The organism is Salinisphaera sp. C84B14, from assembly GCF_040361435.1.
GTDB lineage: Bacteria > Pseudomonadota > Gammaproteobacteria > Nevskiales > Salinisphaeraceae > Salinisphaera.
The window spans coordinates 292265-304840 of the sequence record NZ_APNL01000002.1 but is presented as its reverse complement, the minus strand read 5'-3'; the positions used below and the strand labels follow the sequence as shown (position 1 = coordinate 304840).

12 protein-coding genes are annotated in these 12576 nt (G+C 63.5%); 5 read left to right on the top strand and 7 right to left on the bottom strand.

All coding sequences use genetic code 11. The features are described 5' to 3' along the window. The first annotated feature begins 119 nt into the window (after positions 1–119). Positions 120–545, top strand: coding sequence for a VOC family protein (locus C84B14_RS02880; RefSeq protein ID WP_348764726.1), 426 nt, complete (start codon positions 120–122; stop codon positions 543–545). A 24-nt stretch (positions 546–569) separates the two neighbouring features. Next, positions 570–1052 carry a GNAT family N-acetyltransferase gene (locus C84B14_RS02875; protein ID WP_353221775.1) on the top strand — a complete coding sequence of 161 codons (483 nt, stop codon included), beginning with the start codon at positions 570–572 and terminating at the stop codon, positions 1050–1052. 8 nt (positions 1053–1060) lie between these two features. On the opposite strand, the gene C84B14_RS02870 is transcribed toward C84B14_RS02875, so the two are convergent. Continuing rightward, a complete protein-coding gene (locus tag C84B14_RS02870; RefSeq protein ID WP_353221774.1) occupies positions 1061–2371 on the bottom strand; it encodes an MATE family efflux transporter in 1311 nt (436 codons plus the stop codon). 163 nt (positions 2372–2534) lie between these two features. On the opposite strand from C84B14_RS02870, the gene hslO reads away from it, so the two are divergent. Further along, entirely contained in the window at positions 2535–3449 is a 915-nt protein-coding gene (hslO, locus tag C84B14_RS02865) for an Hsp33 family molecular chaperone HslO (protein WP_353221773.1), read from the top strand. Between the two features lie 10 nt (positions 3450–3459). On the opposite strand, the gene C84B14_RS02860 is transcribed toward hslO, so the two are convergent. From C84B14_RS02860 to C84B14_RS02845, 4 genes are all read right to left on the bottom strand, one after another. Next, positions 3460–5160, bottom strand: coding sequence for a diguanylate cyclase (locus tag C84B14_RS02860; RefSeq protein ID WP_353221772.1), 1701 nt, complete (start codon positions 5158–5160; stop codon positions 3460–3462). Beyond that, on the bottom strand, positions 5141–5539 hold the full coding sequence (locus tag C84B14_RS02855) for a response regulator (protein WP_353221783.1): 399 nt from the start codon (positions 5537–5539) through the stop codon (positions 5141–5143). Before C84B14_RS02855 ends, C84B14_RS02860 begins: the two co-directional genes overlap by 20 nt. A 4-nt stretch (positions 5540–5543) precedes the next feature. Continuing rightward, positions 5544–7976, bottom strand: a complete 2433-nt coding sequence (locus C84B14_RS02850; RefSeq protein WP_353221771.1) for a PAS domain S-box protein — start codon at positions 7974–7976, stop codon at positions 5544–5546. 191 nt (positions 7977–8167) lie between these two features. Next, positions 8168–8812 carry an NADPH-dependent F420 reductase gene (locus C84B14_RS02845; RefSeq protein ID WP_353221770.1) on the bottom strand — a complete coding sequence of 215 codons (645 nt, stop codon included), beginning with the start codon at positions 8810–8812 and terminating at the stop codon, positions 8168–8170. Positions 8813–9214: 402 nt separating this feature from the next. On the opposite strand from C84B14_RS02845, the gene C84B14_RS02840 reads away from it, so the two are divergent. Together C84B14_RS02840 and C84B14_RS02835 are read left to right on the top strand one after the other, a co-directional pair. Then, complete coding sequence (locus C84B14_RS02840; protein ID WP_353221769.1) at positions 9215–10603, top strand: YdgA family protein; 1389 nt, start codon at positions 9215–9217, stop codon at positions 10601–10603. A 166-nt stretch (positions 10604–10769) separates the two neighbouring features. After that, positions 10770–11414, top strand: a complete 645-nt coding sequence (locus tag C84B14_RS02835; RefSeq protein ID WP_353221768.1) for a hypothetical protein — start codon at positions 10770–10772, stop codon at positions 11412–11414. On the opposite strand, the gene C84B14_RS02830 is transcribed toward C84B14_RS02835, so the two are convergent. Both C84B14_RS02830 and C84B14_RS02825 read right to left on the bottom strand, forming a co-directional pair. After that, positions 11405–11623 (bottom strand): DUF3820 family protein, encoded by a 219-nt coding sequence (locus tag C84B14_RS02830; protein WP_353221767.1) that lies wholly within the window; start codon positions 11621–11623, stop codon positions 11405–11407. The genes C84B14_RS02835 and C84B14_RS02830 overlap by 10 nt on opposite strands. Positions 11624–11657: 34 nt before the next feature. Further along, positions 11658–12575: an alpha/beta fold hydrolase gene (locus C84B14_RS02825; RefSeq protein ID WP_353221766.1), complete on the bottom strand. Its 918-nt coding sequence runs from the start codon at positions 12573–12575 to the stop codon at positions 11658–11660. Position 12576: the final 1 nt, after the last annotated feature.

Genomic DNA, 12576 nt, shown 5'->3' with positions numbered 1-12576 from the left:
CCCCGTTATCGATGAGTTGCTCGCCGATAAAAGCTGAGTTTGCTGCGACGCGCTCGCTTGTCGGGTGCGCCGCGGCTAACCACAATGGCATACGTCGATTCCCGCAGTAGGCGTTACCCATGGCGCTGTCTCCCTTCCATCTGGCCATCCCGGTTCACGACCTGCCTGCCGCACGGCGCTTTTACGGCGAAACCTTCGGGCTGAGCGAGGGCCGCTCGAGCGATCAGTGGGTGGATTTCGATTTCTATGGCCACCAGCTGGTTATTCACGAACACCCGAAAACCCCGTCTCAGCAAAACGCCCACACCAATCCGGTCGACGGCCACGACGTGCCGATTCCGCATTTCGGCATCGTGCTGGAATGGGCGGAATGGGAAACGCTGGCCGAGCGCCTGCGCGAACGCGGTACCGAGTTCGTCATCGAGCCGCATATTCGTTTTCAGGGTCAGCCCGGCGAGCAGGCCACCATGTTTCTGCTCGACCCCTGTGGCAACGCGCTGGAATTCAAGGCGTTTGCCGACCGCAGCCAGTTGTTTGCCAAGTAAAACGACCCAAACCGATCAATCACCATGTCCGACCTACAGATCCGCGCGGCCGAACGCGCCGACGTGCCCCTGATTCTGCGTTTCGTGCGCGAACTGGCGATTTACGAAAAAGCCCTCGACGAAGTGGTCGCCACCGAGCAAACGATCGAGCAATCCCTGTTCAATGACGGCGCGCGGGCCTTTGCCTTCATCTGCGAAGACGCCGGCGAGCCGATCGGCTTTGCCGTGTGTTTCTACAGCTATTCCACCTGGCTGGCCCGCAACGGCCTCTATCTGGAAGATCTGTATGTCACGCCCGAGGCGCGCGGTCGCGGCGCCGGCAAGGCGCTGCTGCAATACCTGGCACGGCTGGCGGTCGACGCAGGCTGCGGGCGTTTCGAATGGAGCGTACTCGACTGGAACACGCCCGCGATCGATTTCTATGAATCGGTGGGCGCACGCCCCCAGTCGGAATGGACCACCTACCGGCTGGCCGGCGATGCGCTCAGCCGCTTTGCCAAAGGCTGAGCGCCGACTCAGGCACCGGCCACGACCCAGTGATCGGTACGCGTACGCCAGACCACTGCGACCATGCGGGTGACCAGAAACAGGGTCAGCCCCACCCAGATACCGGCCAGCCCCCAACCGAACGCCCACGACAGCCAGATCAACGGCAGGAAGGCACCCAGCGCACAGGCCAGCGTCATGGTGCGCAGAAAACGGGTATCCGCGGCCCCGAGCAGCACGCCGTCCAGCGCGAACACGATGCCGGCCACCGGCTGCTGGGCCACGAAAAACCACCAGGCATGGGGAATCTGGGCAAGTACGGCTGCATCGTTGGTGAACAGTCGCGGCAGAACCCCGGCGAGGGTGGCAAATAGCCCTGCCAGCGCCACGCCCAGGCCGAACGAATAACGCGTGATCTGCCAGGCCACCGCCCGCGCACGTTCGGTGCGGCTCGCACCCAGCTCCGCGCCGATGATCGCCTGAGCGGCGATGGCCAGGGAATCCAGCACCAGCGACAGAAATACCCATAGCTGGTAGACAATCTGATGCGCGCCCAGCGCCGCAGCGGATTCACGCGCGGCAACCGCCGCCGCCGACAGAAAACAGATCTGAAAAGAGGCACTGCGCAGAATGAGGTCGCGGCCGAGCACCATCTGCGCTTTCATGATCGCCCAGCTCGGACGCACCAGCGCACGCTCGACACGCAACGCACGCAGAAACAACGCGGCCGCGGTGTACTGGGCGAGCACGTTGGCCATGGCCGAGCCTTCCAGTCCGAAGCCGAGCGGATAGACCAGCAGCGGGCAGGCGATCGCCGAAAGGATGTTGCCGGCCAGAATGTAATACAGCGGGCGCACCGTATCCTGTACGCCGCGCATCCAACCGTTTCCGGCCAGCGTGATGAGAATCGCCGGCGCGCCGATCAACGCAATCCGCAGCCACGACGCCGCTGCCTGGGCCACATCGGGATTGCCGGCCAGCGCCGAGAGCATCGGATAGGCGAACAGCTGACCGAGCGCCAGAACCGTCAGCCCCACGAAGATCGCAAGCCAGGTCGCCTGGCCGCCTTCGGCCACGGCCTCGCCGCGCCGATTCGCCCCGTACAGACGCGCGCTGCGTGCCGTGGTGCCGTAGGACAGAAACGTCAGCTGGCTGGTGAGCACCGACAGCACCGTGCCGCCCAGCGCCAGCCCGGCAAGCGGGCGTGCACCCAGATGGCCCACCACGGCCGTATCCACCAGTACGTACAACGGTTCGGCGGCAAGCACGCCCAGCGCCGGCACCGCGAGCGAAAGAATACGCCGGAGCGTGACCGGCGCCTGGGTATCGTTGGCTGTCATCGCACGACCTGTCGATCCAGAATGGGGTGGGCACCTGCCGTGACGACGGCCGGCGGCCTGAAGGCGGCGCAATTTATCATTTCCCATGCCGCATGCCCGACGTTCATGCATTGAATTTGCCCGCCAGGGCACGCACCTTGTCGACTGATCCAGGAGAACGCCGATGTCCGCCATGCCCACCGATCGACTGCAGCGCTTCATTTTCGACGACACGCAGGTGCGCGGCGAAATCGCACAGTTGCACAGCACCTATCAGCAGGCCATTGCCAACCACGGCTATCCGTTGGCGATAGAGCGCCTGCTGGGCGAGCTGCTGGCCGCCTGTGCGCTGCTGACCGCAACCATCAAGTTCGACGGCACGCTGAGCATCGAATTCCGTGGCAAGGGGGCGCTGAAACTGCTGATGGCCGAGTCGAACCCCGGCGTGGGCGACCGCGCTCAGCGCCTGCGTGGCGTGGCCCGTTTCGACGACGAGGCGCTGGCCACGATCGCAGAACCCACACTACAGGCGCTAGCCGAAGGCGGCCACGTGGTCATTACGCTCGATCCGGAAGAAGGGCAGCGCTATCAGGGCATCGTCGCGCTGGACAAACCCGATATCGCCGGCTGTCTGGAAGAATATTTCGCCCAGTCGGAACAGCTGCCCACGCGGCTATGGCTGGCCACGGACGCCGAGCATGCGGCCGGGCTGCTGATCCAGAAACTGCCCGAAGAAGTCGTGCACGACGCCGAAGCCGGCGATGACGACGCCTGGGATCGCATCAACCATCTTGCCGATACCATCACCGGCGACGAGCTGACCGGCCTGGGCGCGGAGCAGGTGCTGCACCGATTGTTCCACGAGGAACACGCGCGGGTGTTCGACCCGGCGCCGGTCAAGTTCAGCTGTACCTGCACCCGTGAGCGCTTTGGCCGGGCCCTGCATCAGCTCGGCGCGCAGGAGCTGCGCAGCGTGGTGGAAGAACAGGGGCAGGTAGAAACCCAGTGCCATTTCTGCAACACGGTCTATACCTTCACGCCGGCCGACGTCGAAGCGCTGATCGACAACCCCGACGCCGAGCCGCCCACGGTGCACTAGCCACCGCGCCCTATGGCTGGCGCGCGGCCCGATCCCGATTGTGGCTGGGCTCGGACCCAACCGCGGTCGCTGCCGCGCCCACTACGCGGTTGCGGCCGGCCTTCTTTGCCGCGTAAAGGCGCGCGTCGGCTTCGGCAATCAGGGCCTGCAGATCCTCGTCGCCGACCGGCACTTTGACCCCGGCGCTGAAACTGGAGGTGAACGACTCGCTGCCGGCACTGAACTGGAACTGGGCAAACGATTCACGCAGCTCGTCGATGATTTCGACCGCCTTTTCCGAACTGCAGCCGGGCAGGGCGACGATGAACTCTTCGCCGCCATAGCGGCCCAGCAGATCGGAGGTGCGCAGACGACGGCGCAGCAGATTGGCTAGAGCACGAATGACTTCGTCGCCCACCAGATGGCCGTAGGTATCGTTGACGCGCTTGAAGAAATCGATGTCGAGCATGACCACCGCGATCGGCTCCGCGCGACGGCGTGCCTGCGACAGCGCGGAGGCGATGCGCTCCTTGATGTCGGCGTGCTTGAGCAGCCCCGTCAGGCTGTCTCGCGACAGCGCCATCGAAAGCTCGCGCGCACGCCGCGCCCGGGCCCGTACGGAAGCCACGAATGCATTGGGCGTGATCGGCTTGATAAGAAAGTCGTCGCCGGCCTTGGTCATGGCCTCAAGCTGGGTATCGGCGTCCTCGATCGCCGACAGATACATGATGGGCATCTGCAGCCAGCGCGAGTGATAGCGCACCATCTGGGCAAGCTCGGGCCCGCTGCAGCGGGGCATGCGTACGTCGAGCACGAGCACATCCGGATTGAAGCGCTCCATTACCGCCAGCGTGTCGTCCGGCTCACTGAGCGTCTTGACCGTAAAGCCGGCGCTTTCCAGTACCAGCCGGTGATAGGCGAGCATGGATTCGTCGTCGTCGACCATGAGCACGCGCAGCGGCGCTGCACGATGAGCGCGCATATGGCTTTCCAGCAGGGCGGTGACCCGAATCGGGTCCAGCGGCTGGCTCAGAAAACCGACCACACCCGCCCTGACCGCACGCAGTTGCACGTCGAACTCGGCCGACTGTTCGCTGGCAAACAGCGGCAGCGGCGTGTCCATTTCTGACTGTATGGCCTCGCCGACCGCCAGCCCGCCAAATGCGTCGTCGTCGGCGAAGTGCAGATCCAGAATCAGCGCATCAGGACGCCGGCTGCGACAGGCCGCGCGCAGCGACTGCCCGTTGTCGAACAGCTCGGCTCGGTAGTCGAAGCTCTCAAGGATCTGCAGGAGCTGCGCGCCGGTTTCCGGCTCGTCTTCGAGAATATAGATCAGCGGTTCGTCTTCATCGACAACGCCATCGAAACCGGGTGACCCCGCATGGTCGTCGCGCGAACCCGAGTCCGGATCAGCCAGCAATGCCGGCAGCCCAACCATGCGCTCGATGATGGTGTCGTAAACCGCCGGTGCACGCCCCTTGAGAATCGCATCCAGCTCGCGTTCGCAGGCCCGACAGGCCTCGCCGACCTCAACGAAACCGAAGGTTGACGCGCCGCCGGCGATCTTGTGCAGGCGATCGCGTATCGGCTGCCACTCAGATATGTTTTCGCAATCGCTGGCCTCGGCGTGCGCCCATTGAGCAAGCTCGGCTAGCTCTGTGCGCAGACCCACCCCGTAGGCCTGGCGCATCTGTGCCAGTTGCTGCGCGACATCAATCGGGGGCGTGGTCATCGAAATTGTCCCATATTTCCCGAATCTGCCCACTGAGCGCGAGCGGATCGAAGGGTTTTACGATAACCGCCGACGCGCCGAGCGCATAGTAGCTGGCATGGTCGGCCGGCTGCGTCTTCGCCGTCATGAACACCACCGGGATACGATCAAGATTGATCACATCCGCCAACGCGACCAGCGTGTCGGGCCCATCCATGCCCGGCATCATGACATCCAGCAGGACCAGCTCGGGATCGAAGCTCGCCGCCTTCGCAAGCGCTTCGCGGCCACTGCTGCAGCTGCAGACAGTCAACCCGCCGACGTTTTCCAGTGCGACGCGCGCAATCGCGATGATGGATTCATCGTCTTCTACGTGCAGTACCCGTTCCAAAGCTGCCATGACGTCAGTTGCCACCGCCGTGGTCCTCATCAGGAATAGTTGTGTTTTTTAAGGGCAGGCTCAGGTAAAAGGTCGTGCCTTCGCCTTCCGTACTTTCGAAGCCGATTTCGCCGCGCATCTGCTCGATCAGCTGCTTGCTGATTGCAAGGCCGAGGCCAGTACCCCCCTGACGACGGGTGTTGCTGCTATCGGCCTGTGCGAACAGCTGAAAAAGATTGTTCCGAAACGCGGCCGGTATGCCCGATCCGTTGTCGGTGACGGTGATCACGGCCCGATCGGCCTGGCGTTCAAAGGCGAGCCTGACCCGGTCACCGGCCGGGGAGAACTTGATCGCGTTGGACAGCAGGTTGGACAAGACCTGCGAGAAACGCAGTGCATCGACAGAGACATAGAGCGATTCGTCACCGGCCAGTTCCAGGGACACTTCAAAACTGTCCGCATAGCCCTTGTTGGTCAGCAACGCGTCCTCGAGCAGGCCGCGCAGATCGTGTGTCTGATAGTCGAACGCCATCTTGTCAGCCGCAAGCTTTTCCCAGTCCAGCAGGTCGTTGACCAGAACGCTCAACCGCTCGCCGTTGCGCTGTGCAACGCCGAGCATTTCCTCGAAGCCGGCCGGCACCGCGCCAAGCGCGCCGGAGTTGAGCAGCCCCAGCGCGCCCTTGATGGAGGTAATGGGCGTACGCAGTTCGTGGCTGACTACGGCCACGAACTCGCTTTTCATTCGGTCGAGCTGGCGCTCGGCGGTGATATCGCGAATCTGGGCTACATAGTTGAGCGGCTTGCCGCGGCTGTTGCGCGTCAGCGCAACCGATAGCTGAATCCACACGGTCTCGCCGGTCCGCTTGAAATAACGCTTGGCAAGCTGAAACGAGGAAATCTCCCCCGCCATGAGCTGGCGCACGTTCTCCAGATCGTTATGCAGATCGTCCGGGTGGGTGATGGTCTGGAAATTCAGCGCCAGCAGCTGCTCGCGCGAATAGTCGAGCATCTCGCACAGCGATTGATTGACCTCGAGGAACTGTCCGTTGAGCGACACCAGCGCCATGCCCTGGGGCGCGCTGTCGAAGGCCGTACGAAAACGTGCCTCGCTGGTGTGCAGCGCCTGCTCCATGGCCAGCAGCTGGCTGCGGTCGATGGCAATACCCAGAAAACCGATCACCGCATCGGCATGATCGCGTATGGCACTAAAGACCAGACGCAAAAGACGCCGGCTTGCATCGGCACAGACGAAGTGCCAATCGCGGCTTTCGATCTGGCCACGCAGCGGGCGCTCGGCGAGTGCCTCCAGCGGTGAGAGTTCGCGACCGGCCTCCTGTTCGACTTCGGTGACAAAGGTCGCCAGCTCCTCGGGGTCGTGCAGGTCGACCATACTCTTCTTCGCGACCACATCGGACCAGCTATAGCCCAGCAGTCGCTCGGCCCCGGGATTGAACAACGTAATGGTGCCGTCGTTGTCCATGGCCATGATCGCGACCTCGGTCGATGCATTGACCACGGCCTCCAGATACCGTCGCATCTGTGCGATTTCACGTTCACGCGCCTTGCGCGCCGTGATATCGAACATGGCGGCCACCGCGCCGAGCAGATTGCCGCGCGAGTCGAAAAAGGGCCGTCCGCTGCACAGTACCTGCCGGGGCGCCATCCCGTTCGCCTTGATACACATTTCGAGATCGCGCACCGACTCACCGCTCAGCGCCCGGATCAGCGGGACGTTTTCGGGCACGAGCAGCGTGTCGCCGTCGGCTGCGTACAGGTCGAAATGCTCGGCCCATTGCGACTGCGGAATACGCATGGGATCGCTTTGATGCCAATTGCGTGCGATGGAGTTGAACAGCGTGAGTTCGCCCTCGGCGTCGCAGGCCACCACGCCACCGGGCAGCGCCTCGAGCAGGCTGCCGAGCATGGCCTCACGGGTTTCGGCCTTGCGCTTGGCCAGACGTTGTTCGATGAGCGTAACGGTAAGATCGGCCAGATCCTGCAACCCGGCGCGCTGACTGTCATTGAGCGGACCCGGCGTGGGATCGAATACGCACAGCGAGCCCAGCCGATGGCCGCTGGCCACCTTGAGAATGATGCTGCTATAAAAGCGAACATAGGGCGCATCGACAACCATGGGGTTGTCGGCAAATCGCGGGTCGCGCCGGACGTCGGGAATCTCGATGAGCCCGTCTTCTTCCAACACTGCCGCACAGAACGAAATATCGCGCGGCACCTCCGTTGCCTCGACACCGAACCTGCTCTTGAACCATTGCCGATCGGTTTCGATGAACGTGATGAGGGCATGCGGGACGTCGCATATCTGTGCGGCCAAACGGGTAATGGCATCGAACTCGGCCTCCGCGCCGGAATCCATCAGCGCGTATTCCATGAGCACGCGCAGACGCTGCTCTTCAACGCTTGCCGTCGAGTCCGCCATATCGGTTGCAGTTGCTGCCATGGTCGTGCCGAGAACCGGGGTTCGGATACATATCCGTCGTTATCGGCCGTTCTTCAAAACTTCTGTAAAAGTGCATTTCCCTGGTGCTGGCCCCGTGCCCGTTGGACCACGAAAGCCGGTGCGGCACACGGCCTTGCACGGTGGATCGGGCGCGCCGCCACTGCCGTCGCGAGGCCGCCTGCCCCTTCGGGCTAGTATTCGCGGGCGTTCTCGAGGCCGCCTTCGTAGACCGGCGTACCGCCGGTATCGTGGATCAGCGCTTCGGCGATGGGCCGTACGCTTTCATCGTTGACCGTGTAGGGCACCTCGAAATCGGCCGATTCGACGGCATCCGGCGTCGGGAAGCTGTGCGCGCTTTTCAGGTTGAAGGCACGGATGAAGCGCGTGCCTTCGAACAGCCGGGCCGAGTAGACGGCTTCTCCCAGCGCTTGCGCCTGTATGGCGATTTCGCCGTCCCGCCGCTCAAACGCGTTGTCGACATCCACAAGTACCTTGTTCTTCATGGCGCTGGCATGGGCACGGGCGATGTCGGGTTCGGCGGCATAGGGAACCGCCAGCACGATGATGCCGGCCTTGTCGATGGCCTCGGCCACGCTGGCGGCCCGAGCACCGTGCCCAGCGCGTGCGACCACATCGCCCAGACTGTCCGGATGGCGCGTGGCAAAGATCACGCGATAGCCGGCCGCCGCCCACAGATTGCCCAGCGCCTGGCCCATATCGCCGGCGCCGATCATGGCGATGGTGCTCGATATCGGCGGCTGCGCCGGCGCCTGGGCGCCGTGGGCCGATGCGGCGACACAGAGCACCGCGAGCCACATCGCGACGAGGCGCCGCACGCCCCGGCTGCATCGAAACAATCCGGCTTGAAAGCGATACCACATCGTCATGGCAGACCCGGCATAGGATGAAGGTGCAACCCGAGTCTACGCATGGCCGCCGTCGCCCGGCGAATCCCGGCCCGAGCGAAATGACCCCACGCGGATTCCGGCAACGACCATTCTATACAGGGCCGTCCGAACATTACTTGAGGCCGCACTGAACCCTCACTTTCGCGCAGACAAAATATCTTTTTCGATCAGCATATTAGACGCTAGCTTCCGGATACATCGATTACCCCGCCGAAACAGATGCTTGCACGCCGCCCGGCGGCGGTGCGGCGCGGGCGTGCAGGAAATTGCTGCGTTCGCGCATATCAATCCCTAGACTTCGCGCCTGTTTCAGCCAACCAAGAGTCGTCGATGAGCAAGAAGGGAATCGGTATCGCCGTGGTCGTGATACTGCTGATATTGATCGCGGGCGTTGCCCCATACTTCATCGGCGCCAAGGTGGAAACGCGCTTTCGTGACGGCATAGCCAAGGCAAGTTCCGAGTACGGCTATCCCATCGAGCTCACCGACTACCAGCGCGGCTGGCTGCACTCGCATGCGGTAACGCGCGTACAGATCGAAGACCAAACCTTCGAAATCGATCACGAGATCACCCATGGCCCGTTGTTCGTGTTCGGCTGGGCGAAAATCCATAGCGAACTGCCCCAGGATTTCACGCCCGAGGTCGCAGGCTTTTTCGATCAATCGCCGCTGGTAGCCGACACCCGGCTCGGTTTCGGCGGCGGCTATCGTATCGATATCGAATCGCCCGCCTTCGACAAGGAGGTGCCCGACCATCCCGGCGCCCAGGTCGCCTGGCAGGGACTCGACGGCTACTACAGCCGTGACGGTAACCAGATCGAGCTGCAGCTGCAGGGCGGCGGCCTGAAGCTCGACGGGCCCGAGGGTCGTATCGTGGTCGATGATATCCGGCTCAGCGGCGACGGCAGCGCCATGGACGATCTCGGCGATGGCGAGCTGGACTGGGACAGCCGCTTCGAGGCCAGCCTCGGCCGCTATCAGATCTCCGACAAGGACGGCGTATTCGATATCGCCTATGGCATGCGGCTGCACGCCGACACCGCCAACGGCGACAACGACACCGTCGAGCTGCATGCCGGCTACGACATCACCGATCTGCAGATCAATGCCCAGCCCGATCAAGGCGAGCCGATCGATATTGACCTCGACAAGGCCGCCATAAAGCTTGACCTGACCGGCCTTAAAGCCGATCCGATGGAAAAGGCCGTGCTGGCACTGCGCGAAATCGACACCACCCGGCAATCGCCTGAGCAGGCACAGGCACTCGCCGGGCGCGTGCTCATGGAGCTGGCACCGAAGATTCTGGCCGGCACGCCGAAACTGACGGTGACGGTGCCGCCGCTGGAAACCGGCCACGGTCAGGCTCGCGGTGAGATCGCGGCCGGGCTGATCGACAGCGGCGACATCCCGCCGCGCGTGGCCGAGGCCACCCGCGACATGCCCATGTTGGCCATGGCCCAGCGGCTGACCCTCGACGCCAACGTATTCGTCGACCAGCAGCTCATCGACTGGGTCGCCGACAACCTCGCCAGCGAGCGGCCGGCCATGGCCCGTGATCTCAACTCGCAGATCAAGATGCTGGTTCAGCAGGGCTTTCTCATGCGCGAAGACGGCGCGGTCGGGCTCAAGCTGCATTCCGGCAAGGATGCTGTCGTGCTCAACGGCCACGAGATTCCGCCACGGCAGCTGCAGTCGCTGCTGCAAAGCCTGGCGCGCTGATCTGGCATAGCGGTTGTGCCGTACTCGCATCACGCGGGTACGGCACAGTCGCAGCGTCCTGACGGTGATCACGCACAGTCATTCTTTTGATACAACACGCAGGCGGCACGAACAGGCTAGGATGGCGTGAATCCATTGGCGCGGCCGCGCCCAGGTAGTCGACGCCATGACCCATCCCATCGCCCCCAGTCGCATGCTATTCGTCACCACACGCCTGCTTATCGGGCTATTGTTGATGGCCACGCTCAACGGCTGTGCAGCGTTGGATCGCGACACGGGCAAGGCCCCGGAGACCGCGACGCATGACCAGTCGAACACCCAGGGCAAGTCCCTGCGTGACCAGCTCAACGCCGGCTACAGCGATCTGTATTCCAACGTGGACGGGCTGTCACAGGTCGACAAGATCTTCTACGTGAAGCTCGAATCCGACGACGTAGAAAAAGTCGTCACCGAGGTGACCGACTACTGCGGCGAACTCGCCGCCCGCATGGAAGGCCTCACCGCCGACTACCCGGCCTTGGATATCGAGCGCAAGATCGACCCGCCGATCATCAAGGCAGCCCGCGACGCGCAGAAGAAAGCCACGCTCGAACGCTTTGCCCCCGTGGTGGGTGATTCCGGCACGGCCTTCGAGCGCGGGCTGCTCATTCGCCTGCTCGGCGCCATGGATCAGCAGCGCTACATGGCCGCCACCCTGGCCGAACGCGAGCCCGATCCGGGTTTGTCCAAGATCATGGCCAACGCGGCCGATCGCTTTGCCGGGTTCTACGAAGACATCGATACGCTGCTCAAGGCACGTTTCTATCGCTGAGGGCGGCGCAGCGGCGCCAGCAACGGCTTCAAGCCGTTATGGTCGATCTCGTGCATGAGGGCGAGTAGGCGGCCTATTTCGTCCGGCGGAAAACCGCTACGGGCGAACCAGTTCAGGTAATGCCCCGGTAGATCGGCAATCAGGCGACCTTCGTATTTGCCGAACGGCATGGTCCGCGTCACCAGCTTTTGCAGGTCTGCGCTATCCATGGGTATTCGGTCGCCCCGCCGCGCCGAACGGGCCTCAGGCGGAGGCCTCGAGCGATGCCAGAAACCGATCGTAGCCGGCAACGAAGGCTTCGAGCTGCTGGAAGTGCGGCAGCGCCCCGGCATCGAAGGACACGACCGTGGAGGCCGTATGCTGCTGCACGATATCGCGCGCGGCCGCATCGGAGAAATCGCTGCGCGTACCGTAGGCCAACCATACCGGCTGGCTCAGACGCCGGTAGAGCCCGGCCGCGTCGGCGCTGAACAGATAACCGGACAGGAAGGACCACGGCGCATGGCGTGCGCCGGGCTGATGGGCGCTGCGGTAGGCATAGTCGACCAGCCCCGGCTCCACGTCCTTGCCGCCGAAGGTCTTTTCCAGAAAGTAGCGAATGCTCGGCCGGCTCGCCAGGCCGGCAAACAGCGTCTTCGACACCGCGGAGGATGCGGTCAGCGCCCCATACAACCAGGGCTTGCCGCGCGTGGCGTCGGCGTTGGCGCCGGGCTGCGGATCGCCGTCAACGCCGGCCGGACTCACCAGGCCGATGCTGCGATAGCACTCGGGACGCTCTTGCGCGGCCCGGGCCAGATACTGGCAGGCCACCGAACAGGCCATGGCATCCACCTGCGCCGCACCGGTATCGGCGGCGATACGCGCCACCCAGGCATGGATCGCATCGGTCATGAGGCGTGGCGTATAGCACATCGCCCGCCGGCTGCTGAACCCGTAGCCGGGTAGGTCGATCGCGGCCACGGGCCGCTGGCGCCGATAGCGATCATAGATCGGCTTGACCTCATAGGCCGAGGCGGCCGCGTTAATGCTGTGAATCAGCACCAGCGGCGGCTGGCCCGACTCGCCCTCGTTGGCGAAGTAATAGCTGATTGTGCCGCTATCGGTTTCGAACGTGCGGCGTTCGCCTTTCAGAGCAGGCGAGAGGGCATGGTTTCTGTTCATA